Annotated in this window: 24 protein-coding genes; 11 read left to right on the top strand and 13 right to left on the bottom strand. The window is 66.9% G+C overall.

From position 1 onward, the window contains the following. Positions 1–24: 24 nt before the first annotated feature. The 9 genes from AB0876_RS19950 to AB0876_RS19910 are packed head-to-tail and all read right to left on the bottom strand — an operon-like array spanning position 25 to position 9275. Positions 25–681, bottom strand: coding sequence for an Rv1363c family protein (locus AB0876_RS19950; protein WP_526042740.1), 657 nt, complete (start codon positions 679–681; stop codon positions 25–27). Then, positions 678–1901 carry an MlaD family protein gene (locus tag AB0876_RS19945; protein WP_526042739.1) on the bottom strand — a complete coding sequence of 408 codons (1224 nt, stop codon included), beginning with the start codon at positions 1899–1901 and terminating at the stop codon, positions 678–680. Before AB0876_RS19945 ends, AB0876_RS19950 begins: the two co-directional genes overlap by 4 nt. Continuing rightward, complete coding sequence (locus AB0876_RS19940) at positions 1898–2968, bottom strand: MlaD family protein (protein ID WP_526042738.1); 1071 nt, start codon at positions 2966–2968, stop codon at positions 1898–1900. Before AB0876_RS19940 ends, AB0876_RS19945 begins: the two co-directional genes overlap by 4 nt. Positions 2969–2970: 2 nt before the next feature. Continuing rightward, on the bottom strand, positions 2971–4074 hold the full coding sequence (locus AB0876_RS19935; RefSeq protein ID WP_526042737.1) for an MCE family protein: 1104 nt from the start codon (positions 4072–4074) through the stop codon (positions 2971–2973). Then, positions 4071–5126, bottom strand: a complete 1056-nt coding sequence (locus AB0876_RS19930; RefSeq protein ID WP_491841811.1) for an MCE family protein — start codon at positions 5124–5126, stop codon at positions 4071–4073. The genes AB0876_RS19935 and AB0876_RS19930 overlap by 4 nt, the downstream gene beginning before the upstream one ends. Further along, on the bottom strand, positions 5127–6179 hold the full coding sequence (locus tag AB0876_RS19925; protein ID WP_491841810.1) for an MCE family protein: 1053 nt from the start codon (positions 6177–6179) through the stop codon (positions 5127–5129). It lies immediately after the preceding gene. Further along, positions 6176–7612 carry an MCE family protein gene (locus AB0876_RS19920; protein WP_526042736.1) on the bottom strand — a complete coding sequence of 479 codons (1437 nt, stop codon included), beginning with the start codon at positions 7610–7612 and terminating at the stop codon, positions 6176–6178. Before AB0876_RS19920 ends, AB0876_RS19925 begins: the two co-directional genes overlap by 4 nt. Beyond that, a complete protein-coding gene (locus AB0876_RS19915) occupies positions 7609–8466 on the bottom strand; it encodes an MlaE family ABC transporter permease (RefSeq protein ID WP_088305613.1) in 858 nt (285 codons plus the stop codon). Before AB0876_RS19915 ends, AB0876_RS19920 begins: the two co-directional genes overlap by 4 nt. Beyond that, a complete protein-coding gene (locus AB0876_RS19910) occupies positions 8463–9275 on the bottom strand; it encodes an MlaE family ABC transporter permease (RefSeq protein ID WP_055111544.1) in 813 nt (270 codons plus the stop codon). Before AB0876_RS19910 ends, AB0876_RS19915 begins: the two co-directional genes overlap by 4 nt. 317 nt (positions 9276–9592) lie before the next feature. Between AB0876_RS19910 and AB0876_RS19905 the strand changes: the two genes are divergently transcribed. From AB0876_RS19905 to AB0876_RS19890, 4 genes are all read left to right on the top strand, one after another. Beyond that, positions 9593–11377 carry a hydroxysqualene dehydroxylase gene (locus AB0876_RS19905; RefSeq protein ID WP_526042735.1) on the top strand — a complete coding sequence of 595 codons (1785 nt, stop codon included), beginning with the start codon at positions 9593–9595 and terminating at the stop codon, positions 11375–11377. 43 nt (positions 11378–11420) lie between these two features. Further along, positions 11421–12362 carry a CobW family GTP-binding protein gene (locus tag AB0876_RS19900; protein ID WP_526042734.1) on the top strand — a complete coding sequence of 314 codons (942 nt, stop codon included), beginning with the start codon at positions 11421–11423 and terminating at the stop codon, positions 12360–12362. Between the two features lie 61 nt (positions 12363–12423). Beyond that, positions 12424–12705, top strand: coding sequence for a pyrimidine/purine nucleoside phosphorylase (gene ppnP, locus AB0876_RS19895; RefSeq protein ID WP_526042733.1), 282 nt, complete (start codon positions 12424–12426; stop codon positions 12703–12705). Between the two features lie 146 nt (positions 12706–12851). Next, positions 12852–13334, top strand: coding sequence for a TspO/MBR family protein (locus tag AB0876_RS19890; RefSeq protein ID WP_526042732.1), 483 nt, complete (start codon positions 12852–12854; stop codon positions 13332–13334). Between the two features lie 16 nt (positions 13335–13350). Here AB0876_RS19890 and menJ read toward each other — a convergent pair whose 3' ends face one another. After that, positions 13351–14571: a menaquinone reductase MenJ gene (menJ, locus tag AB0876_RS19885; RefSeq protein WP_491841804.1), complete on the bottom strand. Its 1221-nt coding sequence runs from the start codon at positions 14569–14571 to the stop codon at positions 13351–13353. A 21-nt stretch (positions 14572–14592) separates the two neighbouring features. Between menJ and grcC1 the strand changes: the two genes are divergently transcribed. Continuing rightward, a complete protein-coding gene (grcC1, locus tag AB0876_RS19880; protein WP_418008562.1) occupies positions 14593–15600 on the top strand; it encodes a nonaprenyl/(2E,6E)-farnesyl/geranylgeranyl diphosphat synthase in 1008 nt (335 codons plus the stop codon). A 74-nt stretch (positions 15601–15674) separates the two neighbouring features. Beyond that, complete coding sequence (gene htpX / locus AB0876_RS19875) at positions 15675–16550, top strand: zinc metalloprotease HtpX (RefSeq protein ID WP_491841803.1); 876 nt, start codon at positions 15675–15677, stop codon at positions 16548–16550. Between the two features lie 337 nt (positions 16551–16887). On the opposite strand, the gene AB0876_RS19870 is transcribed toward htpX, so the two are convergent. After that, positions 16888–19053, bottom strand: a complete 2166-nt coding sequence (locus AB0876_RS19870) for a SulP family inorganic anion transporter (protein WP_064886843.1) — start codon at positions 19051–19053, stop codon at positions 16888–16890. Positions 19054–19528: 475 nt separating this feature from the next. Here AB0876_RS19870 and AB0876_RS19865 point away from each other — a divergent pair, with 475 nt between their 5' ends. From AB0876_RS19865 to AB0876_RS19850, 4 genes are all read left to right on the top strand, one after another. Next, positions 19529–20302 carry a response regulator transcription factor gene (locus AB0876_RS19865; RefSeq protein WP_003883610.1) on the top strand — a complete coding sequence of 258 codons (774 nt, stop codon included), beginning with the start codon at positions 19529–19531 and terminating at the stop codon, positions 20300–20302. Positions 20303–20309: 7 nt separating this feature from the next. Then, on the top strand, positions 20310–21818 hold the full coding sequence (locus AB0876_RS19860) for a sensor histidine kinase (RefSeq protein WP_526042731.1): 1509 nt from the start codon (positions 20310–20312) through the stop codon (positions 21816–21818). A gap of 128 nt (positions 21819–21946) precedes the next feature. Beyond that, entirely contained in the window at positions 21947–22261 is a 315-nt protein-coding gene (locus AB0876_RS19855; protein ID WP_491841800.1) for a hypothetical protein, read from the top strand. A 57-nt stretch (positions 22262–22318) separates the two neighbouring features. Continuing rightward, complete coding sequence (locus AB0876_RS19850; RefSeq protein WP_526042730.1) at positions 22319–22834, top strand: hypothetical protein; 516 nt, start codon at positions 22319–22321, stop codon at positions 22832–22834. A 12-nt stretch (positions 22835–22846) separates the two neighbouring features. Here AB0876_RS19850 and AB0876_RS19845 read toward each other — a convergent pair whose 3' ends face one another. Both AB0876_RS19845 and AB0876_RS19840 read right to left on the bottom strand, forming a co-directional pair. After that, positions 22847–24286 carry an amino acid permease gene (locus AB0876_RS19845; protein ID WP_526042729.1) on the bottom strand — a complete coding sequence of 480 codons (1440 nt, stop codon included), beginning with the start codon at positions 24284–24286 and terminating at the stop codon, positions 22847–22849. A gap of 18 nt (positions 24287–24304) precedes the next feature. Further along, positions 24305–25450, bottom strand: coding sequence for a zinc-binding dehydrogenase (locus AB0876_RS19840; RefSeq protein ID WP_526042728.1), 1146 nt, complete (start codon positions 25448–25450; stop codon positions 24305–24307). 117 nt (positions 25451–25567) lie between these two features. On the opposite strand from AB0876_RS19840, the gene AB0876_RS19835 reads away from it, so the two are divergent. Next, on the top strand, positions 25568–26197 hold the full coding sequence (locus AB0876_RS19835; protein ID WP_526042727.1) for a helix-turn-helix domain-containing protein: 630 nt from the start codon (positions 25568–25570) through the stop codon (positions 26195–26197). The last annotated feature ends 15 nt before the right edge of the window (positions 26198–26212 follow it).

Below are 26212 nucleotides of genomic sequence, written 5' to 3'. Positions count from 1 at the left end.
GGGTGAAACAGGGCGAACAGCGGGTTACACGGTCTGCACGTCGTCGACGATCCAGCGGTCACCGCTGCGCACGAGCTTGACCACCATCCGGTACTTCTGATTACTGCCTTGCGGCGCAGTCACATTGGTGACGTGCTGATCGACGAAGGCGACGACGGTCGCGGTGTCGCCGTCGAGGGTGTCGACGACCACGTGATCGGCCGTTGCGGTCGCGACGCCCTTGCTGGTCACCACGATGTCGCGCAGCGCCTTGACCATCTCGTCGTACTTGGCCGCGAATCCGGGGGTGGAATTGGCGACGATGTGCTCACGGTTGGCGTCCATTTTCTGGTAGTCGAACGCGGCCATCGCCACCAGATAGTCGCGCGATATCGCTACAGCGTCGGTGCGCAGTGCGTCGTCGCGGCGGTGGTGGTATTCGCCGAGCGACAACACGACCAGCGCTGCCACGGCGGCAACCGCCAGCAGCGCGACCAGACCGGTTGCGATCCGGCGCTTGAGCCGACCGGGCGAAGTGGGTTCGGAGTCCTCGGACCCGGTCTCGTCGACGTCAGGTTCCTGGGCGTCCTCGGCGACATCTTCAGTGACATCTTCCGAGGGCTTGTCCAATGTCAGCACCGATTCCTTGCGGTCGTCGTCGACAGTGTCGTCGGTGCCATCGGACTCGTCGGATTTGCTCACTGCGGGCCACCTTTCAGGATGCTGCGCCATTTGTAGGCCAGCTGGGCCAGGGTCGGGATCTTGACCGGGTCACTGACCACCTCGGGTCCGATCGGATGTCCGGGGATCTGTGAGTTCTGCAGGCCGAGATCGTTGGGTCGGGGTGCGTTGACCGCCCCCCGCATCAGCATGTCGGGTGCGGGCGGGCAGTACATCACCAGGTTGGGTTCGGTGGGACTGACATCGCCGATGGCCCGGCGGTCGACGTCGTAGTTGCACACCGGGCCCTGGGTGGCGATCAGCGAGAAATCCGCCCGGGTCTGGCCGGTGGCGTCGACCTTGACGATCGACGTCAGATCCTGCAGGCCCTTCGGGATGGTCGAGAGCCCGGTCTGCAGCGAATCGGTGCGGTCGCCGATGATCGGGGTGACGGTGGCCAGGTTGGCCAGGGTGGCGCCGAACGTGCCCTGATAGGTATCCAGCACCCGCTGCAGGGACTTCAGTGCGGCCGGTGATCGATCGGTCAGGTACAGGAACGCCGGGCCACTGCCGTCGAGTTGATTGGCCAACCGTGAGCTGGCGGCCATGCCGCGCACGAACGGGTCACCCTGACCGGCCATGGTGGTGACCAGCTCCGCGGTGCCCTCGATCAGCGGCTGCAGTTGCCCGGTCTGGTTCCGGATGCGGGTGGACATGTCCGACGCGTTGTCGATCAGCATGGCCAGATCCGGCCCCAGCCCGTCGAAGGCGTTCGACAGTTCGGTGCCGACGTCTCTCACCGCCCGGGTGTCGATGCCTTTCACCAATTGTGCGGTGTCGCCCATGATCCGGTCCATCTGGATCGGTTGGCGGTCGGCCGGTGCGGCGATGGTGTCACCGGAAGCCAGGTACGGACCGGCATCGGATTGCGGCATGATGTCGACGCTCTGGATGCCGGCGGCCGTGCCCATCCCGACGGTCAGGATCGCGTCGCGCGGGATCCGGGTGTCGGGGTCGATCGCCAGCCGCACCATCGCGGTGCCGTCGGGGGACAGCCACACGTCGTCGACGGTGCCGACCTGCACCCCGCGAACGGTGACGCTGGTGCCCGCGGTGAGTCCGAACGCGTCGCTCATCGTCGCGGTCAGGGTCATCGGTGTCCGGAAGCCTTGCGGCCCGGCCACATAGCGGATGCCGAACGGTATGACGATCACGGCGATCGCTGCGAAGATCGCCAGCTGAACCACTACCAGGCGTCTCAATTCAGACCTCCCGACAAGAACCCTTCCAAGGCGACGTCCCCGGTGATCGGGGTGCCGTTGACGATCAACCCTCCGGTGAGGAGTTTGTCGATGGTGCCCGGGATGTCCAGGGCACCATCGAACATCAGGTAGTCGCCGTGCACCGAGTTGCCGAACTTCTCCAGGAAGTTGTTCATCGCCGTGAGCATCCCGCCGAGCCGGTCGTTGAACGCGCCCATGGTCTGCACGACGGTGCCGGCGTCGGTCACCATGGCGTTCAGATCGGTCGAGGAGAGCACACTGTTGGCGGTGGCGGCCAGCGCGGTGGTGGAGGAGAACAGCGTCTGCAACTTGGCCCGCTGGACATCGAGCATCGCCACCACCTTGGGCACGGCGTCGAGGTAGCCGGCAACGGTTTTCTGCTCGTGGCCGAACTGGCCGGTGATGTTGGCGGCCAGGCTCATTGCCTGATCGAACTCGCCCTGATGCTCGGAGGCCTTGGCGGCCAGCAGCGACATCGAGTCGATCAGTCCGCGCACCTTGTCGGCCCGGCCGGCGAAGGCCTTGTCCAGTTCGGTGACGATGGTGGCCAGCTGATCGACGCCGCTGCGGGACAGCAGCGCCCCGAAGGTGGCCAGTGCGCTCTCGATCTGCGGCCCCAGCTCGGTGTGACTGGGCGGGATCACGTCTCCGTCGCGCAACGCCCGCTGGGGAGCCGGCTGTGCGCTGCTGAGCCGGACGAACGGATTGCCAAGGGCCGACGGCAGTTCCACGCTGGCCACGGTCGCGGAGTCCAGGCCGTCGGCGTCGGCCAGGCTCAGCTGCACCGACGCGCCCGAGGCGGCCAGGGTCATCCCGCTGACCCGGCCCACCACTTTCTGCCCGTTGCGCACGTCGGCCCCGATGGTGATGCCGTCGGCCGTGGGCAGCACCACCGTGACTGCCATGGTGTCGCTCGGTGAGGTGCGGCCAAGCGGCAGGTCCTGAATTCCGATGTCGCTCAACGCCCATACGCTCGCGGCGGCGACCACCACCGCGCAACCGACGGCCGCGCCCCGCAGGGTGGGTTTGGGCAGGAATCTAGGCACGTTCACCTCGGGTACTTCGGGTTCGGAGCCGGGGCATTACCGGTGACGGCGGACACGATGCCCAGCGGGTCAGACCGGCTGATCGGGTAGGAGATCGGGTTGGTGATCCCGGCACCCACACACATCGGCAGCATGTTGCGGTCGCAGAAGTTCTGGGCCGCGGCGAACTGCGACAGCACCGTGGACACGTTCAGCCGGATCCGGCCGCGCCGGTCCTGGCCGACGGTGTTGGACAGGTTCTGCATCATCAGCGGCACCAGGTCCATGAACTCGGCCAGCTGGGGTTGCTTGGCGGTCAGCACATCGCCGACGGCGTTGAGGTTGGCCGCGATCGTGCCCAGATCGTCACCGTGCTGGGTGACGAAGGTGTCGACCTGATCGAGCACCACTTTCAGATCGGCCATGGGCTGGGCGATGTCGACGTTGGCGTCGGCCCAGCTACCGCCGACCTGACCGAGTTCGTCGACCATCTGGTTCAGCGAAACCTGACGCTGGTTGAAGGCGGCCATCAGGGTGCTGAGGTTGTCCACCACGGCGCCGATGTCCTCGGCCCGGGCGCCGAGCACACCGCTGGCCGCACTGAGGTTGCGCATCGCGGAGTTGAACAGCTTGCCCTGATCGCGCCACTGGTCGGCGCCGCGGGTGAGCACCGCGCCGATGTCTCCCTGTTGCGGCCCGATCGCCGAGGTCAGTGTGCTCAGGCTGCCCAGCATGGTGTCGAAGGTGATCGGGGAGTGGCTGTGGTCGGCCCCGATGACGTGTCCGTCGGCCAGGGTGGGGCCCGTTCCGCTGTAGGCGGGGCCGAGTTCGACGCTGCGGTCACTGATCAGCGCCGGGCTCACCACGTAGGCATCGGGTTCGGCGGGCAGCGCGACGTCGTCGGGCAGCGTCATGGTGACCCGCACGGTGGTGCCCTGTGGGGTCACCGCGGTGACCCGCCCCACCGGCACCCCGAGCACGGTCACCTTGCTGCCCGGGTAGATGCCGTTGATGTAGCCGAAGTCGGCGTGCACCGTGCGGGCCCGGTCGGTGCGGCCGAACACGTACCAGCCGCCGGCGGCCACGCACACGACGACGACGAGCGCGGTCACAATTCTGCGCGTCATCGGCACTCCCGCTGGACGTTGAGGAAGCACAACAGGTTGTCGGGCATCACCACGGACGGCGAGTTGACGTCGGCCCAATTGCCGTTGCCCGTGGAGTTGGTGACCGCGCGGATCGCCGGCGGCATCTTCTGCAGGGTCTGGTCGATCTTGTCCACGTTGGCTTTCAGGGTTCCGGTGACCGCGGTGAGGCCGCTGATCAAACTGCCGAAATCGGCCTGCTTGTCGGTGTAGATCGCCGCCAGATGCCGCATGATCGCGGTCAGGTTGGTGACGATGTCGGACAGCGCCTGGCGACGCGCGGCCAGTGAGGACACGATGTACTGGGCATTGGCCGCGGTGTCGGCCAGCGAATCTGTCTGGTGCGACAGCATTTCGGCCATCGACCGGCTGATCCGCAGGATTTCGTCGATCTTGTCGCCGTTGTCGGCGAAGGCCGAACTGGCGGCGCTGATCCCGGCCAAAGCCTGGCCGAGCTCGGTGCTGTTGCCGGGCATGGTCTCGGCCAAGGTGTTCATCATCGCCGTCAGGGGCTGCTGGTCGACGTGCTCGGCGGTGTCGGCGGCCTTGCGCCCGACTTCGTCGAGGCTGTACGGAACCGTGGTGCGCGACAACGGAATGACGTTGGAGTCCAAACCGTTGACGGTTCCGGCCGGCATGACATCGAGGAACCGCTTACCCAGCACGGTCCGCAGCCGCACCGTGACCGTGGTGCGGTTGCCGAGCGCCTGGGCCTTGTCCAGCCGGAAGCCGACCCGGACCCGGTCGACGGCCAGGGCCACATCCTCCACCCGCCCGGCCGGGACCCCGGCGACGTACACCGGGTCGCCCCCGGTCAGCCCGCTGGCATTGGCCAGCTCGGCGACATAGGAGTTGGTCCGCACGTGGTAGACCGCGCGGGGAATCCCGATCGAGACGACCATGATGGCCACCAGAGTGATGGTGCCGATCATGCCCAGCGCCAATGGGATTGACGGGTTGTGTTTGCGCTGATCCTTCACGAAGAGGAAGATCACCGCGCCGACGAAGAGGTCGATCAGTTTGACGAGAAACATCTACTGACACACCTCTGAATGCGTGTAGCCGAAGATGTTGGCTTCGTGGCTGCGGATCTTGAGGGTGAAGTTGCACAGGTACAGGCTGACGAACCCGCCGTAGCTGGAGGTCCGGTTGATGGCATCGCCGAACTCCGGCAACCGGGTCAGCAGCTTGGTGAACTCCTCGGTGTTGGGCTGCCAGGTCTGCAGCATGGAGTTGAGATTGGTGATGGTGTCTCCGTAGGCGGCACTGGAGTTGTTGACCGTGTTGGCCAGGGTGGCCAGCACGGCGTTGCCCTGGTCGATGAGCATTTCGAACTGCCGGTCACCGGAGGTCACCGCTGCGCTGAGCCGGTTGAGCCCGGTGAGCATCTGCTCCAGCTGGGGCTGGCGGGTGTTCATCGTGCGCATCAACGTCGACATGTTGTCGATGAGCTGGGTGAATATCCCCGCGTTGTTGCTCAAAGACGAAGTCATTGCGGCGATCTGGGTGAGCAACGTCGTCAGGGTCTGGGCTTGACCACTGAACGTCTCGACGAATCCCCGGGTCAATGTGTTGACCTGTTCGGGGGCCAGCGCGTCGAACAGTGGCTTGAATCCGTTGAGCAGTGCGGTCAGATCGACCGCGGGCGAGGTCTGGGCCAGGGGGATGACGCCCCCGGCGGCCAGTCGCGCCGGCGGTTCGTCGGTGGAGACGTCCATGATGGCGCCGCCCGGATCGGACAGGGCCACATAACGGGCACCGAGCATGTCGCCGTAACGCACCGCCGCGGTGACGTTGCTGGTCAGGGTGAAGTCGGAGTTGACCTCGATGTCGACGTCGGCCCGGCTGGTGCCGTCGGTGTTGGGGGCGAACCGGATCGAGTCCACCCGCCCGATCCGAATGCCGTTCATGGTCACCGGGTTTCCGACGTTGAGCCCCTCGACGCTGCTGAACTGCGCCTGGTAGTTGACGGTGCTACCGCGCACCGGCACCGACAGCGTGTTGATCACCAGCACTGCGCTGAGCACCCCGGCCGTGCTGAAGCCGCCGAGCTTGACCCACGACTGCCACCGTCCGTTCCGGTTCATGAGACCTGCACTTCCGTGCCGCGTACCAGCGGGCCCAGCATCAGTACCGTGGCGATGTTCGGTTGGGTCGAGGGAGCGCCGGCCGGGGGTACAAGTTCGTCCTGCAGCACTGCCAGGGCGTGGGCCTGGCCGTCGGCGTCGACGACCGCGGACGCGGGCGCCGCTCCCGGTGCGGATCCCGGAACCGCTTCGGCGGGAAGCGGTTCCGTGGGTATGGGCGCCGACTGCGGCAGCCCGGGGCCCGGCGGCAGATACGAGTTCGTCGGCAGGTGCGGCGCCGGCGCCGTGAACGGGGTGACCGGAAGGTCGGCGGCCGGGCGGGCCAGCACGTCGGCGGGCTGATCCGGAACCTGGCCCGACGGTGCCGATTCGGCGCAGCGCGCGCCCTGGGTGGTGCCGTAGACCGGACAGTCCTGCATCGAGTACGGCATCGGCCCGGCGAAGGTCGCCACGGCGGTGATGTTGAACTTACCCGTCGCGAACACCTTGGCGCCGGCCTCACCGAACGACTGCGCGCCGGCCAGGGTGTCGAGCAATCCCAGCGGCTGGGCGGCAGTGGTCGCCATGATCTTGCCAGCCGAATCCACCACGGTGATCAACTGTTCGCGGTGATCGGACATGAACGAGGTGAGCACCGACGAGAACCGGGCGAAACCGTCGATGGCCGAAGCGAACTTCTTCTGGTCGTCGACCATCCGGTTGGACACCGACGTCGCCGCCGACAGCGTCGAGATGATGTCGGGGGTGGCGGCGTTCAGCGAGGCCATCACGTCCCGGAATTGCGGTGTGGTGTCGAGGAATCGCACCAGTGACGGGGTCAGCACCTGCGCGCTGGCGCTCAGGTTGTCGATCGTGGAGCCCAGTTCGGTACCGCGGTTGCGCAGCGACTGGCTGATCGCGGTGAGGGCGGTCTGCATGCGCTCGGGCTTGATCTGCGAGAACAGGTCGACGATCTTGGTGAACACGTCGTAGAGGGCCATCGCATCGGGGCTGTCGTCGATCGACACGGTGTCGCCGGCCTTCAGGCCCGTCGCCGACCGGTTGCCTTTCGGGTCGACGAGTTGCAGGTAGATGTCGCCGAAGAAGGTGCGGGGCACGATCCGCGCGACGGCCGAGGACGGGATGATGCCGAGGCTGTCGGGCTCGATCGCGAGTTTGACCCGGGACGTGTGGGTGCCCGACTCGATGTCGGCGATGCGCCCGACGTTCACGCCGTGGTAGCGCACCGGGGACCCGCCGGTGATGAGCCCGGCCGACACCGGAACCCCCACGAACACATCGGCACTGCGTTCCAGGTGTCCCGAGGCCCGGGCCACCAGCACCGCGGCCACTGCTACCGCCACGGTGGCGGCGGCCAGGCCGCGCAGCGCCAGCCTGGCCCGGCTGGGCTCCGAATACCTGCGGCGCCTGCCGAACCGCTTGAGGCGCTTCACATTCCCATCCCGGGGATCTCGGGGACCAGGCCCCACAGTGCGAAGGTGAGTAGCACGTCGAGGATGCCGACGGCCAGTATCGCGGTGCGTAACGCCCGGCCGGCCGCCTGCCCCACCCCGGCGGGCCCGCCCGAGGCGAAGTAGCCGTACGTGCAGTGCACCAGGGCGACGACGATCGCGAAGACGACGGCTTTGATCCCGGAATAGAGCAGGTCCCGCGGGCCGAGGGCCAGATGGAAGAAATAGTCGTACGTGCCGGGGGAGGCGCCGTTGAAGATCACCACCACGGTCCGGGTGGAGAGGTAGCTGGCCAGCAGGCCGATCATGTAGATCGGGATGACGCAGACCACCGAGGCCAGTACGCGGGTGCCGACCAGGTAGGGAATGGACCGCAGTGCCATGGCGTCGAGCGCGTCGATCTCGTCGGAGATCCGCATGGCCCCTATCTGCGCGGTGAAGCCCGTTCCGACCTTGGCCGCCAGGGCGATTGCCACCACGACCGGCGCGAGTTCGCGGGTGTTGGCGATCGCGGCCAGCATCCCCGACAGGGTGTTCATCCCGACCAGGTCCAGGCCGCGCTGGGTCTCGACGCCCAGCATCATCGCCGCGGCCAGCGACATCGCGAACACGATGCCGATGGTGCCGCCGCCGGAGAGTAGGGAGCTGGTGCCGAAGGTGACCTCGCCGATCTGGCCGAGGGTGTGCTTGCGGTAACGCACCAGGGCATACGGCAGTGAGCCGAGGACCTTGGCGTAGAACGTGACGTGCTGACCGGCGACCGCGAGCGCGTCGTACCCGGCGACTGCGGGTCGCGAGATCCGGTGCAGGGCAGCGCTGCTGGAAAGCGCGGTCATCGGTAACTGCCCACGGCCGGAACCACCACGGTGTACAGCGCGGACATGGTCGTGTTCAGGATGAAGACCAGGGCGAAGGCCAGTACCACGGCTTCGTTCACGGCGTTGGCCACACCGCCGGCGCCGCCCTTGGTGTGCAGGCCTTTGAAGGTGGCGACCAGCGTTGCGGTGAGGCCGAACACCGCCGACTTGATCAGTGCCATAACGAAATCCGACACCTGGCCGTACTGACTGAACGTGGCCAGGAACGTTCCGGCCGGCAGGTGCTGCACGCTGATGTGGTACAGGTAGCACGCCATCACGCCACCGAAGGTGACGATCGAGCACAGGGCCAGGGCCACGATGACGGCGGCGACCAGTCGCGGTGCGACGAGCCGCTCGATCACGTCGAGACCCATGACCTCCATCGCGTCGATCTCCTCGCGGATGGTGCGCGATCCCAGGTCGGTGCAGATCGCCGAACCGGCCACGCCGGCCATCATCAGTGCGCACACCAGGGCCGCGGCCTGGCCGACGATGATGAACGCCACCACCGCGCCCGAGTAGCCGCCGGCGCCGATGCGCCCGGCCAGCTCACCGACCGACACGGCGATGAACACCCCGATCGGCATCATCAGCAGCAGGGCCGGGCCGGTGCACACCCGGCCGATGAACAGGGTCTGGTTGACGACCTCGTCGAGCACCAGGCGCCGGCGCACCACCGCGGTAACGACGCTGACCAGCGCCTGCACCGAGAAACCCAGCACGTAGCCGCCCTGGACCAGGACGTCCCGAACGGGCCCCTTGGACGCCGGTAGCTCGTAGGTCATCGAGTTCCTTCCCCGCTTGTCGTGGCATGCGCGGGGCCGACCGGTGACCACCGGCTGTGCTGGAGCACGTTTCGACCCCCCGGTCGCCTGTGGAGCATGTCACATTTCGGGACGCGTTCGCAAGAATTAAGTGAATGGTCATTCTCGAGTCGATCCGACCCGTCTTGTGAGGTCTTCAACGGTGCGAGGCCCAAGTTTGTGATCAATTGATCGCCTTACTTTCGCGTGAATTCAACTCGGCGTGTCGGGCGGGGCCCGCGGCAGAATCACGATTAACTTAGCGCCCACAGGGGTTGCCGAACTGAGGTGGTGTCGGTATGTCGGGTGGGGTTGGGGAACGTCACATTTCGCGGAGGTCATTTCTGGCCGGAACGGCCACGGCCGGTGTGGCCGCGGCCGCGCTGAGCAGGCCGGCGACCGCGCGCGCCGCACCGGGCTCCACGGTCGCGATCTTCGGCGCCGGTGTGGCCGGCCTGACCGCCGCGCACGAACTGGCGGAGCGCGGGTACCGGGTCACGGTGTTCGAGCGAAAAGCGTTGGGCGGCAAGGCGCGGTCGATTCCGGCGCCGTCCCCGTCGGGCAGCCCGCTGCCGGCCGAGCACGGCTTCCGGTTCTTCCCGGGCTTCTACCGCAATGTCACCGACACCATGCGGCGCATTCCTTTCGCCGGCAACACATTCGGGGTCTGGCAGAACCTGACCCGGGCCACGTCATACCTGCACTCGGGGTTGGGGCGGGCGGATCTGACGATCCCGCTGCCGTTTCCGATCCCGACCTTGCCCAACCCGATCACCCCGAAGGCCTTCACCGAGTCGGTGGCCGCGGTGTTCCAGACGTTGTTCCGGCTGCCGCCATTGGAGGCGGTGTACGCCGCGCAGAAGCTGGCGGTCTACGTCACCAGCTGCGACGAGCGCAAGCTCGGCCAGTGGGACAACATGACCTGGGAGAAATTCATCGGGGCGGACCACAAGAGCAAGGAGTACAACCGCTACCTCGCCGACGGCATCATCCGGAACCTGGCCGCGTCCAAGTCCAAGGACGCCAGTGCCCATTCGATCGGGCTGGTCGGCGAGGCTTCAGTGTGGTCGATCCTGCTGCTGGGCAACGACATCGACAACAAGGGATTCGACCGGGTGCTCAACGGCCCCACCAGCACCCAGTGGATCGATCCCTGGGTGGCCCACCTGCAGTCGCTCGGGGTGACGTTCCGGCTCGGGCAGGCACTGGCGCGGCTGACTCCCAACGGCAGGCACATCGCGTCGGCCACGGTGGTGGACGGCAACGGGGTGGCCCAACCGGTGGTCGCCGACTGGTACATCTCCGCGGTGCCGTGCGAAAAACTCGCGGCGGTGCTGACCCCCGACGTGATCGCCGCCGATCCCAAGCTTGCCTCGGTGGCGGCGTTGCGCACTGAGTGGATGAACGGTCTGATGTTCTTTCTGCGCGAACGCGTCGACGTCACCAAGGGGCACGTCAACTACGTCGACTCCGGGTGGGGGCTCACCTCCATCAGTGAGGCCCAGTTCTGGAAGCGACCGCTGACGACCTATGGGGACGGCACCGTCAAAGACTGTCTGTCGGCGATCATCTCGGATTGGAGCACGCAGGGAAATTTCAACGGGCTCAGCGCCCGGCAGTGCACCCCGCCGCAGATCGCCGCCGAGGCCTGGGCACAGATCAAGGCCCATCTCAACGACACCAGCATCGTGGTGACGGACCAGATGGTGCATTCGTGGTTTCTCGACCCGTCGATCATCGACTCGGGCACGCCCAATGTGCGCAACGACGAACCGCTGTTCATCCAGGACCCGGGGTCGTGGGCGCGCCGGCCGGAGGCCGTCACCGGGATCGACAACCTGTTCCTGGCCGGTGAGTGGATCAAGACCGACCAGAACGTCACCACGATGGAGGGCGCCAACGAAGGCGGCCGCTATGCCGCCAACGGCGTACTGCTGGCCTCGGGTTACGCGGGTCCCAAGGCCAACGTCCTCGGGTTGTTCCAGGCGCCGTGGTGGGCCCCGTTCAAGGCGGCCGACAAGGCGCGGTACCGGGCCAGGCTGCCCCACGCGTTCGACATCGTCGATACCCGCTGGCCGACCTGACCCCCTTACTGAAAACAATTCTCAATAAACCTACGATGGCCCGGTGACGTCCACCGGATCGGTACCCGTGCTGGCGGTCGCCGGGCATCTCGGCTCGGGCAAGACCACGCTGCTCAACCATCTGCTGCGCAACAGCCGCGGCGTCCGGATCGGTGCCCTGGTCAACGACTTCGGCGCGGTCAACATCGACGCCATGCTGGTGGCTGGGCAGGTCGATGCGATGGCGTCGCTGTCCAACGGCTGTATCTGCTGTGCGGTCGACGGCGAGGAAGTCGGCGAGATGCTGGGCAAGCTCGCGGCGGTCAAACCCCGGCTGGATCTCATCGTCGTGGAGGCCAGCGGCGTAGCCGAACCGGCCTCACTCGCCCGCACCATCGTCACCGTCGACGATCCGCGATTCCATTACGCCGGCCTGGTTCTGGTCCTCGACGGCCTGCAACCCGACCTGAGTCACGGGCTGCCGGTCGCCGATCTGGTGGTGCTCAACAAGGCGTCCTCATGCGCCGACGTCGACGGCCTGCTCGCGCAGATCCGCGAGTTCAGTCCCCGGGTTCCGCTGCTGCCCACCGACTTCGCCCGCATCGATCCCCAGCTGCTGATCGACCCGCCGGAGCGGACGCCGCAGGCCCAGCTGTCCTTCGGCGAGCTGTTGCACGACGAGCACGATCACGACCATCCCCAGTATCAGAGCGTCGACTTCCGCACCGACGCAGCGGTCAACCCGCGCCTGTTCATGGAGTTTCTGCGGGACCGCCCTGCTGGCCTGTACCGCGTCAAGGGGTTCGTCGACTTCGGCGCCCAGCGTTTCCTGCTGCAGCTGGTCGGCAGCTCGCTGCGTTTCGAGAAGCGGCGCGCGAGCGGCACCGAGTTGGTGCTGATCGGCACCGGGATGGACCCGTCGGCGCTGCGGGCCGGCCTCGAGCGGTGCACCCGTGAGCCGGCAGACGAGAACGCGATGCTCGGGGTGCTCAAGTACGTGGTGTAGCCGGCGGCGGCGGTTCCTCGCCCGGCTATCCTGGCCGCTCACCCGAATTCAAGGAGCGGCATTGTTCAAGGTCAACGAGTACTTCGGCGGCGACGTCGCATCGATCGCCTTCGCCACGCCGGAGGGAAACGCGACCGTGGGCGTCATGGCTGTCGGCGAGTACGAGTTCGGCACTTCCCAGCTCGAGATCATGAAGGTGGTCTCCGGCGCGCTGACCGTCAAGCTGCCCGGCAGCGAGCAGTGGGAAACCTTCGCGGCCGGAACACAATTCACCGTGCCCGCGGACAGCAAGTTCCAGGTCCGGGTCGAGGTTGAGACCGCCTACCTGTGTGAGTACCGCTGACGCGGATTGACTCGGCCGCCTAGCCCTCTCAGGCACGCCGATTTCGACCCAAGGGCTGTTCGGAGTCGCTCGTCGCGACCCAGACGTAGAAATCGGCGACTGACGCGCACGTGTGCGGACCAGGCAATCCGGGTATGTAGTCGCCCATGCGACCGATCACTCTGGCCAAGACGGCCACCGCGGCACTGACCACTGCGCTCGTCGGCGGCCTGGCCAGCCGGCCCGCCCAGTCCCATTGGTACGAGCAGCTGCGCAAGCCGTCCTTTCAGCCTCCGCGACAAGCCTTTCCGATCGTCTGGCCGATCCTGTACACCGGTATCGCGGTGGTGTCGGCCCGCACGATCGACCGGCTGCGCACCGAGGGCCGCCAGGACCAAGCTCGCGCCTACACGGTCGCGCTGGCCGGCAATCTCGCCGTCAACGCCGCATGGTCATGGGTGTTCTTCTCGCAGCGCAGGCTCGGCGCCGCGGCTGTCACCGCCGCGGCACTGACCGCCAGTAGTGCGGATCTGACCCGTCGTGCGGTGCAGGCCCAGGGTGCCCCCGGCGCCATCCTCACGCCCTATCCGCTGTGGTGTGCCTTCGCGACCGCGCTGTCCACCCGGATCTGGATGCTCAACCGCGATTAGCCGAGATTGACGGCGATCAGCTGAACGGCTTGCGCTGATCCAGGCGACGCGATGCCAGACCCGCACCCCGCCACACCCGCGCGACCCAGTCGTCGTCCTCTTCGGTGACCAGGTTGCCCATCACCCGCACGGCGATGTTCATCAGAAACGACGAGCGGACCGCGAGCGGTCCGGAGGCCGGCAGGAACCGCGGCAACGTGAGCAGCAGGGCCAGCCTTCGGGCGATCGAGAAGCCCTGGGCATAGTGGTCCTGCAACAGTGCCGGCCAGGCCTGTGAATAGTCGCCGGACCCCAACAGCTCGGCCGCCAACCGGCCGGTTTCCAGCCCGTAGTCGATGCCCTCGCCGTTGAGCGGGTTGATGCACGCTGCCGCATCGCCGACGAGCATCCAGTTGGGCCCGGCCACCCCGGACACCGCCCCGCCCATCGGCAGGAGCGCCGACAGCGCGGCCCGTGGCTCCCCGGAGAATCCCCATTCCTCGCGACGCAACTCGGTGTAATACGACAGCAGCGGCCGCAGAGCCGCGTGGGCGGGACGCTTGGCCGTCGCCAGGGCTCCCACACCGATGTTCACCTCACCGTTGCCCAGCGGGAAGATCCAGCCGTAGCCGGGGAGCACCTGGCCTTCCGGCGAGCGCAGCTCCAGATGCGAGGTGATCCACGGCTCGTCGGCGCGTGGCGTGGCGAGGTAGCCGCGGATAGCCGTGCCGTACACGGTTTCCTTGTGCCAGGTGCGGCCCAGCACGCGGCCCAGAGTGGAACGGGCTCCGTCGGCGACGATCAGATGGTTGCAGCCGATGGTGGCGCCGTCGTCGAGCTGCACAGATTCGACCCGTCCACGTGAGTCATAGTTGACTCCAACCACTTTGGCGCCCAAGCGCATCTTGGCGCCGTCGTCGGCGGCGACCGAGCGGATCCGGTCGTCGAGTTCGGTGCGCGGGACCGCACTCCCGGTGGACGGGAACGACGGCCCGGGCCACGCCACCTCGACGTCGGCGCCGAACCCCGACATCCGCAGGCCGTGGTGCCGGATCCGGGTGTCGAGCCACGGGCCCATGCCGAGACGTTCCAGTTCGGCAACGGCGCGCGGCGTGAGTCCGTCGCCGCAGGATTTGTCCCGGGGGAACTGTGCCGCGTCGACCACGAGCACGTCACGACCGGCTCGGGCCGCCCACGCGGCGGCCGCCGACCCGGCCGGTCCCGCGCCGACGACGACCACGTCTGACTTGATATCCATTGCTCCCAGTATGTTGGACGAATGAGGACACCAGCGACTGTGGTGGCAGGCGTTGATTTCGGGGACGCGGCGTTCGCCGCCGACGTCCGGGACAGCGTCGCCAGGATCGAACAACTGATGTCTGACGAGCTGGGCAAAGCCGACGAGCTCATGGCCGAGGCGGTCCAGCATCTGTTCCAGGCGGGTGGCAAGCGGTTCCGGCCGCTGTTCACCGTGCTCGCGGCGTCCCTGGGGCCTCGGCCCGACGATCCGGACGTCGCGATCGCCGGTGCGGTCATCGAGCTGGTGCACCTGGCGACGCTGTATCACGACGACGTCATGGACGAGGCCCAGATGCGGCGCGGGGCACCGAGTGCCAACGCCCGGTGGGGCAACAACATCGCGATCCTGGCGGGTGACTATCTGTTCGCCACGGCCTCGCGGCTGGTTTCCCGGCTGGGACCGGACGCCGTGCGTGTGATTGCTGACACATTCGCCCAATTGGTGACCGGTCAGATGCGTGAGACCCGCGGCGCGGCCGAGCATGCCGACTCCGTCGACCATTACCTCAAGGTGGTCTACGAGAAGACCGCCTGCCTGATCGCTGCATCGGGACGGTTCGGCGCGACGTTCTCTGGTGCCGATGCCGAGCAGGTCGAGCGGTTGCACCGGCTGGGCGGGATCGTGGGCACCGCGTTCCAGATCTCCGACGACATCATCGACATCGACAGCGATCCCGATGAATCGGGCAAGGTTCCGGGCACTGACCTGCGCGAAGGCGTGCACACCCTGCCGGTGCTGTACGCGCTGCGTGAGTCGGGGCCGGATTCGGACCGGCTGCGCGAGTTGCTGGCCACCCCCGTGGAGCGGGAAGAGGACGTGGCCGAGGCGCTTACCCTGCTGCGCCGGTCGACCGGGATGGCGCGCGCCAAGGAGACAGTGGCCGAGTACGCGACGCAGGCCCGTGACGAGCTGGCCAGCCTTCCGGCCGGGCCGGGGCGTGACGCGCTGGCCACTCTCGTGGACTACACGGTCAACCGTCACGGCTGATTCCGGAACCACGGACGGTAACTGAGCGTTTAATCAGCGATGGTTGCCGAGTAGTTGCCTAGGAGGAAACTGCGATGACGTGGAACCCGCACGCGAACCGAATCAAGACATTCCTGTTGCTGGTCGGTTTTTCGGCGCTGATTGTGTTCGTCGGTTCGTTGTTCGGCCGCAACGTGATGTACCTGGCGGTGCTGTTCGCCGTCGGCATGAACGTCTACGTGTACTTCAACAGCGACAAGATGGCGCTGCGCGCGATGCACGCCCAGCCGATCACCGAGGTGCAGGCGCCCGAGATCTACCGGATCGTCCGGGAGTTGGCCACCACGGCGCATCAGCCGATGCCGCGCCTATACATCTCCGACACCGCCAACCCGAACGCATTCGCCACCGGCCGCAACCCACGCAATGCCGCGGTGTGCTGTACCACCGGCATTCTGCAGCTCCTCAACGAGCGTGAGTTGCGTGCGGTTCTCGGGCATGAGCTCTCCCACGTCTACAACCGCGACATCCTGATCTCATGTGTGGCAGGCGCGATGGCGTCGGTGATCACCGCCCTGGCCAATATGGCCATGTTCGCGGGGATGTTCGGCGGTAACCGTGAGGGTACGAATCCGCTTGCCATGCTGCTGGTTTCGCTGCTGGGCCCGATCGCGGCCACGGTGGTGCGGATGGCGGTGTCCCGCCAGCGTGAGTACCAGGCCGACCAGTCCGGCGCCGAATTAACCGGTGATCCACTGGCATTGGCGTCGGCGTTGCGCAAGATCTCCGGTGGCGTCGAAGCAGCACCGCTGCCTCCGCAGCCCCAGTTGGCCGATCAGGCGCACCTGATGATCGCCAGCCCGTTCCGGGCCGGTGAGCGGATCGGCAAGCTGTTCTCGACGCACCCGCCGATCGACGACCGCATCCGCCGCCTGGAGGACATGGCCGGCCGCGGCCCCGGTCACTACTGATCCATTTCACCTCCTTTTCACCGCGAGCGTGCGTGTCTGCTGCCCGACACGCCGCTCGCGGTTCTTTCTGTCGGCGCTTGGCGCACGCTCGCGCGGCGCGAGTGTGCGACGTGAGATCGCCACCGGCGGGGCACGGCCGTCCACGCGCCGGGCGCCGAAGTTGGTTCGGGATGCTCTCCCAGCTCAAGGTGCCCGCCAGGACCGTCAAGAGCTTTGACGAAGTTGCCGAGGACATCTCACCCAGACAAACACCGCGAGCGTGCGTGAACTGCTGCCGAAATCCGGTGTGTCGGGCAGCAGACACGCACGCTCGCGGTGCCAGGGGAAGGGAACCTACCTACGCAGCGTCGGCCAGGGTCTCGATGTGGGTGGGCGTCACCCGCAACACGCCGGCGCTGGCGATGTCGTAGAACAGGCCGATGACGTTGACGCGACGGGCCAGCGGGTGAGCTTGCAGCGTCTGCACCTGCACGGCGATGTTGACCATCGACAGCTGATCGACCATGCCGAAGCCGGCCTCCGCCGCTGACTGCGCCACCGGGTGGCGGCCGTCGTCGAACGCCTCGATCGACGGATTGCCATGGGCCAGCCACGATTCCAGATGCTTGTCACCCGCGTCGGTCTTGCCGAGCATCGCGGTCATCGCACCGCAGCTGGAGTGTCCGCACACCACGATCGAGCTGACCTCGAGCTTGTCGACGGCGAAGGCGATGGCCGCCTCGATCGACGCGTCGGCTTGGCCGGCCGGGATCATGTTGCCGACGTTGCGCACGGTGAACAGATCACCCGGCCCGCTGCTGGTGATGACGTTGGGCACCACCCGCGAATCGGCGCAGGTGAGGAACAGCGTCTCGGGCCGCTGGGCGTGCACCAGCTCCTGCATGTGCGGGCGCAGCACCGGGGCGGTGCGACGGTGGTAGGCGGCCAGGCCGTGCAGGACTGACGACACCTCCTCGCGCTGCCACGAGCTCCACGGCACCACGCCGGAACGCTTGTCGAACGGCGTGAAGCCGCGCATCGGCGGCCCGGCCACCGCGCTGGCCATCTCGACGGCGCCGACATCGTGGATGTCGACCGTGCCGCCAGTGGCCACGTGCTGGCGCTGCCACTCTTCGATCGTCTCGTGCGCGGCGTGGTCGATGAAGTCGACCGACAGCTCCACGGTCACCGACGAGCCGGTCGGCACCTTGCCCAGTGCGCTGGTGAGCGTCGGAAGGGACAGGAAGGTGCACGAGCCTTCGATGGCGACGCGCCAGGTGTTCTCGCCGGTGGATTCGGACACGATGTTGGTGCGCACCACCCGCCACACGGTCAGTGCGACCGCCAGCGCCAGGCCGATCAGCACACCTTCGAGCAGGTTGAGGAACACCACACCCGCTGCCGTGACGGCGTACACCGCGAGGTCGCCTGTGCGCCTGGCGGTTTCGATGTGAGCACGCTTGACCAGCTGGCAGCCGATGACGATCAGGAGGCCGGCGAGTGCGGCGGTCGGGATCATCTGGGCCAAACCGGCGAACGGCACCGCGAAGATCAGGATCCAGACGCCGTGCAGGATGGCCGAGGCGCGGGTGCGGGCGCCGGCGGCGACGTTGGTCGAGCTGCGCACGATCACGCCGGTGACGGGCAGGCCGCCGATGGCGCCCGAGACCATGTTGGCCGTGCCCTGGCCGATCATCTCGCGGTCGAAGTTGGTGCGCGGTCCGGTGTGCATGCGATCGACCGACACGGCCGACAGCAGGCTCTCGACGCTGGCGATCAACGCGATGGTGAGGACGCCTGCGGCGAACGCGCCCCAGTTGCCGTCGGGCAGGCTGGGCAGGGCCAGCGCGTCCAGCAGGGAGCCGTTGATCTGGATGCGGGTGACGTCACCGAACGTCGGCAGCAACGACAGTGCGGTGACGCCGACGATGGCCACCAGCGGACCGGGAACCTTCTTGATCGGGGCAGGCACCCAGCGCCACCCCACCAGAATCGCGATCACCAGTGCGCCCAGGATGACGCCGTGGCCGTGGGCGTTCATCAGCTGACCTGGCAGTTCGGTGACATTGGCCCAGGCAGAGCTGTTGGAGCTGCCGCCGAGCAGCACGTGGATCTGCTGCAGGGCGATGGTGATGCCGATGCCGGCCAGCATCGCGTGCACCACGACGGGGGAGATGGCCAGTGCGGCGCGTGCCACCCGGCTCAGTCCGAAGAGGATCTGGAGCACGCCGGCGCACAGGGTGATGGCGCAGGTGACGGCCCAGCCGAACTGCGAGATGAGCCCGGCGACCACCACGGTGAGGCCGGCCGCGGGGCCGCTGACCTGCAGCGGGGACCCGCCGAGGGCGCCGGCGAGGATGCCGCCGACGATCGCGGCGATGATCCCGGCGAGTACCGGGGCGCCGGAGGCCACAGCGATGCCCAGGGACAACGGCAGGGCGACCAGGAACACCACCAGCGAGGCGGGTAGGTCGTATCGCAGAACGGCCCGGGCCCGTTCTGCGAAATCAGTCGTTTGCTGCATTGCACTCCTCCGTGTGGAGATGGTCATGCGCGGACCCGCCGCGTTGCAGGTCCGCGCAAAGTTATTGACGCCGTTGTCGGTGAACAACTTCGAAAGGTGTTGGAGCACAGCGCGACACAAGCCGGCTGAGTTCAGATGTAGCTCGGCAACACCCAATTGCTATGGGCGAGAGTATTTATCGCTGTAAGCAGGCGCAAGGAAGTTTGTGCCATGCATAGAGAACCCAAATGTTTCATTGGTGTGTCATTCGGTGAATATGACTGGTGTGCAGGGAAAACCGTTTGGCACATCAGTGGTGCGGCACCAAGTGTTCACCAAATTGTTTCGAAAAGATATGCATTGCACCGAATCTCGGTTGGATCACCATTTCATATGAAGGTGATGTGAGTCATAGGGACCGGTGGGTGAACGGCATTCCCTTAGAACTCCATATGAACTCCGTGACAACGGTCTGTGTACTCCGCACAATGGAAATATGACGACGATGTCCGTTTCCCCCCGTGCCCAGCAACCGCGCCAGGCCATCCTCGGACAGTTGCCGAAGATCCATCGCGCCGACGGGTCTGCGATTCGCGTACTGCTGGTCGACGATGAGCCGGCGCTGACCAACCTGGTGAAGATGGCCCTGCACTACGAGGGCTGGGAGGTCGACGTGGCCCACAACGGCCATGATGCCGTGGCCAAGTTCGACGAGATCGAACCTGACGTCGTGGTCCTCGACATCATGTTGCCCGATATCGACGGGTTGCAGATTCTGCAGCGGGTCCGTGAGGCCGACGGCTACACGCCCACGCTGTTCCTGACCGCCAGGGATTCGGTGCTTGACCGGGTATCCGGCCTGACCGCGGGTGCCGACGACTACATGACCAAGCCGTTCAGCCTCGAGGAGCTGGTGGCCCGGCTGCGTGGGTTGCTGCGCCGCTCCAGTCACACCACACCGCCGGCCGACGAGACCCTCAAGGTCGGCGACATGGTGCTCGACGGAGCCAGCCGCGAGGTGACCCGTGGCGGTGAGCCGATCAACCTCACCGTGACGGAGTTCGAGCTGCTGCGCTACCTGATGCGGAATCCGCGCCGTGCGCTGAGCCGTGCCGAGATCCTCGACCGGGTGTGGAACTACGGGTTCGGCGGAAAGTCGAGCATCGTCGACCTCTACATCTCCTACCTGCGCAAAAAGGTCGATACCGACCGCGAACCGATGATCCACACCGTGCGTGGCGTCGGCTACATGCTGCGCCCGGCCTCGTGACCCACTGATGCCGCCCAGGCGTTGGGGGCCGCGCTCACTGCGCCGGCAATTGGTACTGGGCGTCAGTGCGCTCGTCACCGTGGTGCTGTTCGCCGTCGGCGCGTTGTCCGTGTACAGCTTGCACACCTATGTGACGACGATGAGCGACACCGAGGTGTCGCGGTCGTTGGCGGCGTTCAGCCATTCCCTTGAGAAATGGCGGGAGAGCCGGACCGATCACGAGCTCGCGTCCGACACCGAGGCGCTCACGGCGTTCGTCGGACAGGCTCCGGGCAACCTGATCGCGGTGCTGCACGACGGCGAGGTGATCCAGTCGGCGGTGTTCTCCGACGGTGAGCCGCACCCCGCGCCGGCAGCGGTGACCGCTGCTCTCGATCAGTACGACTGGAGCGACGAGCAGCCCCGCACGGTGAAGCTTCCGGTGCTGGGCTCCTATCGATTGGCCAGTCTGCCTGCGGGTAACGGCGACATGCTGGTCTCCGGGGTGTCGCTGGACAGCGCCAACATGGTGATCGCCCGCAAGACGGTGACCGTCGGGGTGATGATCGTCATCGCCCTGATCGTCACTGCGTTGGGCACGGTCGCGGTGGTGCGTTACGCACTGCGGCCGTTGAGCCGGGTGGCGGCCACCGCGGCCAAGGTGGCGAAATTGCCGTTGGACGGTGGAGATCACCGCATCACGACACGGGTGCGGGACAAGGACACCGATCCGGACACCGAGGTCGGCCTGGTGGGGGACACGCTCAACCAGCTCTTGGCCAACGTCGACAGCGCGCTGGCCGCGCTGGCCGACTCCGACCGGCGCACGCGACAGTTCCTCACCGATGCGAGCCACGAGCTGCGCACGCCACTCGCGGCGATCCAGGGCTATGCCGAGCTCACCCGGCAGGACAGCGCGAACCTGCCGCCGACCACCGAATATGCCCTGGCCCGCATCGAGGCCGAGGCGCGGCGGATGACCGGGCTGGTCAGCGACCTGCTCCTGTTGTCGCGATTGAGTGAAGGTCAGGAACTGGAGACCGACGACATCGACCTGAGCGATCTGGTGGTGGACGCGATCAACGACGTGGCGGTGGGCGCACCCGAACATCACTGGGTGGCCGAGCTGCCCGACGATCCGCTGTGGGTGCGCGGAGACCTGGCCCGGCTGCATCAGGTGATCAGCAATCTGTTGACGAACGCCCGGATACACACACCGCCCGGTGTGACGGTCACCATTGCATTGACCGAGGCCGGAGAATTCGCCGAATTGACGGTCGTCGATGACGGCCCCGGAATTGATGCAGAATTGTTGCCGAATCTTTTTGGCCGGTTTGTCAGGGCGGACAAATCACGGTCGCGGGAATTGGGTAGTACCGGGTTGGGGCTGGCTATCGTGGCCTCGATCATCGAGGCCCACCAGGGCACCGTCGCGGTCGACTCAAGGCCTGGTCACACGGTGTTTACTGTGCGGCTCCCGCTCGCCGCCGACGTCGCGCCGGAGACGCTTGCCGCCCATGCAAAAAATATGAATTAGCCCTGAATATTCTTTGACGGCCGAGCCGTATGCAGTAATTCGTATGTGTTCAATATGAGTTGATGGACCCTGGTGAAATGGCTCTTTAGGCTGGAACTACCTCAGCAAGAGAAAGGCCAGGTAATTCAATGATGAACATCTGGAAAACTGTTGCCATCGCCTCCGTGGGAGCCGGTCTGGCATTGGGCGCGCTGGCAGCCCCGGCCGCCGCTGCGCCGGGTGGCACAGGGTCGGCCCAGCAGACCATCAAGCAGCTGGAGGACGAGGGCTACCGAGTCATCCTGTCCCGCGTCGGCAGTGGGTCGATCAGTGACTGCAACGTCAAGGCGGTCCGTCCCGGCCGCGACATCACCGAACTCAAGGCCGCGCCGCGGGGCAACACCGAGGAGCGCGTCCGCTACACGACGGTCTACGTCGACCTCGCCTGCGGGCAGGGCAAGTAGCCCCAGCCCCGCCCCGGAGCGGTGGACCGTCCACTCGCCCCAGGTTAGGGTGGCGGCGTGCTGAGCAGAGTGGTGATTGGCCTGGTGAGCGCCGCGGGAGCGGCGGTGATGAGCGTGCCAGGGGTCGCGCAAGCTGAGCCGGAGCCCGCGCCGGCCGCCCCGAACGTCAACGCGTACGCACCGGTCAAGACCTCCGAATACGCGGTGATGGACAAGACCTGGTACGCGTTCAGCGTCCCCGACGGCATCACCTGCGTGATTCAGCGCAACGGTAGCTACGGCTGCAGCGGACCGATCCCGGCCGCGCCCAACGGGGCCAACCTGGTCAGCGGCGGGCCGGGAGTACCCGGGTTCGCCAGTTCGCCGGCCCCGGTCTTCGCCGTCGTCGAGAACCCCAAGCCGTTGCCGCCGAATTCGCGGCTCAGCTATCAGACGGTGAGCTGCGGCACCGACGGGGTGACCACCTCATGCATCGACGGGCGCAATCAGGCGGGTTTCGTGATCAGCCCGGCGGGCAGCTTCGTCATCGGTGAGCAGGAGTCGGACTTCAAGCCCACCTTCCAGATCGGCTGAGCCCCCGACGCGTCAGCCGATTCCTTCGAGCGTTTCCATGTCGCTGGTACCGATCCTTGCGATCACTTCCGGTGACCGACGGCTCAGGATCCAGTACCAGGCCAGCGCGGCGGCAACCGTCGCCAGGAACAGCCACGGGATCACGTTGAGCGGGTAGGCCGGCACCGGATACACGTTGGCGTAGAACACATATGCCATTGATCCGATGGCCAGCGCGGCGGCCGGCCAGACCAGCGGAACACGGACTTTGATACTGCGCAGGAAGACGACGGCCGCGATCGCGGCGGCCGCGTAGGCGACCATGTAGCCGTAGGTTCCGTAGGTGTCCACCCAGGTCACGACGTTCATCGCGTCGACGCCCACCAGGTACAGGACCACGGGCACCGCGATCACCAGCGGGCTGACCGAGATCAGCGCGCGGTGCGGGGTCAGGTGCGTCGGGTGGGTCCGGCCGATCGCCGACGGAACCACACCCTCCTTGCCCATCACGTAGAGGATGCGGCCGATGACGTTCATCGGCGCGACCACGACGGCGAAGAACGATGCGGCGATACCGAAGTTGAGGATCGGGTTGAACCAGCCCGGCATGCCGACCAGGGTTGCGAGATCGTTGAGCGGTTGGGCGGATTCGCCGAGGTCGGGGCCCAGCGCGGCCACCTGGGTGTAGGCGGCGAAGACATACAGCACACCCACGCCGGCGGCGCTCCACATGATGGCCCGCGGCACCGCGCGGTAGGGATCTTTGGCCTCGCGGGCCAAGGCGTCGGCGCTGGAGAATCCGACGAAGCCCAGGATCGCCAACACCATGCCCACCGCGATACCCGACGGCTTGGCGCCACTCAGGTCGAACTGGTCGGCATCGAAAGCGTTCGCCCCCAGGTGCACCAGGGTGAAGACCAGCAGCAGGGTGATGATCGACAGCGAAACCAGTTCCAGCACAAGCGAAACCCGGGCGGACAGCCGGATGCCGCGGATGGTGAACAAAGTGGCCAGCGCACCGAGGATGGCGGCGAGGACGATCTGCGCAGCCACCCCGTGGACCGGAATACCGAGTTGGTTCAGCAGGGTGGCGGTGTAGGCCACCGAGCCGCTCAGTGAACCCGCGGCGATGCCGAAGCATCCGATGATCAGGCTGACGCCGGTCAGGTAGGCGCCGAACGGCCCCAGCGCGGTCGCGGCATAGCTGTAGAGCGAGCCCGCACTCGAGCGGCGCTTCGCGAACTGCGAGATGCAGTAGCCCACCGAAAGGATGACGACGGTGGCCAGCGCGAACGAGACCCAGGTGCCGTTACTGGCGGTGGTGTAGATGGCGGCAGCGGTGAACGCGATGACGGCGCTGGGTGCGATGTTGGCGATGGCCTGCGCGGCCAGTTCGCCGCCGCCCATCACCCCGCGGCGAAGGCCCGCGTCCCCGGTCGGGGTCTCGGCCCGGGTCTGGAGATCTTCAGTCACTTGGGATCTCGATTCTTCTCAGGCGTTCGGGACGAGGAGTTGGCGCAGAGCGTGGCCGGCGGCCAGATCATCGAGGGCGGCCGCGGCTTCGGCCAGGGGCCGCCGGGCGGAGATCATCGAGGCCAGGTCGAGGTTGCCCGCCATCACCTCGTCGACCAGCTGCGGGATGTCGCGCTCCGGCACCGCCGAGCCGTAACTGGAGCCCAGGATCCGTTGATCGGCCTCGGCCAGTGCAAGCGGGTCGAAGCTGGCCCGCTCGCCGGCCGGCGGCAGGCCCACGATGACCGCGGCTCCGCCGAGGCCCAGTGCCGCGATGGCCTGCTCGGTGGTGGCGATCTTGCCGATGGCGTCGAAGATGTAGTCGTATCCGTCGGGCAGTATCTCACGCAGGGCTGCCACGACGTCCTCGACCGTCGAGGCGTCGACGGTGTCGGTGGCACCGAGTTTGCGTGCCAGGTCGAGCTTTTCGGCGACGACGTCCACTGCCACGATGCGTGAGGCGCCGGCCAGCCTGGCGCCCTGGACGCAGGCCAGGCCCACTCCGCCGCAGCCGATCACCGCGACGGTCGAATCAGGTTGTACGCCTGCGGTATTGCGCACCGCGCCCACTCCGGTGGCGATCGCACAGCCCACGATCGCGATGTCTTCCAGTGGCGCATCCTTGCGGACCTTGATCGCGCCGCTGCGGGGGACCACGACCTGCTCGGCGTAGGAGGACACCCCGAGGTAGTGGTGGATCTGGCCGCGCTCGTTGGACAGCCGGGTGGTTCCGTCGTACAGGGTGCCGCCGGTGGCCACGACCGACGCCACGAGCGCGCACTGGGCCGGACGGCCGGCCTGGCAGGCGCGACAATCGCCGCAGCCGGGCACCCAGCTGAGCACCACATGGTCGCCGGGTTCGAGGTCGTCGACGCCGGGGCCGACCGCGGTGACCACGCCGGATCCTTCGTGTCCCAGCACCACCGGCGCTGGGACGTCCCAGGCTCCGGTGGTGACGTGCAGGTCGGAGTGGCAGACGCCGGCCGCGGCGATCCGGACCCGCACTTCGCCGGGGCCGGGCGCAGCGAGGTCGACGCGCTCGATGCTGATGGTTCCGTTGCCGTCGAGGACGGCGGCCTGGATGCGCGTCGACTCGCTGTTGGGCTCGGTTGCAGGTGCAGACACCGCGTGCCTTTCTGTGCTTCGGAGGGGCACCGCCACGTGTAGGGTTCAATGCCATAAAACGATGGATGTGTTTTACACCACTAAACGAATGGGCGTCAACAGGAAGGGGGAGGTTCAGTGGCGGACGGAGGCCAGACCGGCACGGAGACCGGGATGGGACGAGCCGGGGCACGGCTGCGTGAGTTCCGTGGTCAGCGCGGATTGAGCCTGACGGAGGTGGCCGCCCGGGCCGAGGTGACCAAGGGCTTCCTGAGCCTGGCCGAGCGGGGGATGACCAACGTGTCGGTCCCGGTGCTGATGCGCATCTGCGACGCCTTGGGGATCGGCATCGGCGATCTGTTCGAGTACCCCTCGGCGCCGGTGGTGCGCAGCGGGGCCGGCGCGCCGCTGGAGATGGGCGGCCACGGGGTCAGGGAAGAGTTGCTGACCCCGAAGTCCGAACACCATGTGCAGGTGATGCACACCATCATGCGGCCGGGCGGTGGTTCGGGCGGGGCCTACCGACTCGACGCCGCAACGATTTTCGTCTACGTGCTCAAGGGCGGGCTCAGTATCACCGTCGAGGGCCAGACCACCTTGCTCGACACCGGCGACAGCATGACCTTCGGGGCGACCCAACTGCATGACTGGCACAACCCGACCGAAGGCGAGGCCGAGGTGCTCTGGACCATCGCCCCACCGGTCGGGGCGGAGGACTTCCGCGCCGCCGTGCGCGGCGTCGAACCCGGTTCCGCGAAAGCGAGGTAGAGGTCGTCGTCAGCG

The organism is Mycobacterium sp. NPDC049093 (genome assembly GCF_040704635.1).
Classification (GTDB): Bacteria; Actinomycetota; Actinomycetes; order Mycobacteriales; family Mycobacteriaceae; genus Mycobacterium.
The sequence above is the reverse complement of the archived record's forward strand: the minus strand, read 5'-3'. Positions and strand labels throughout refer to the sequence as shown.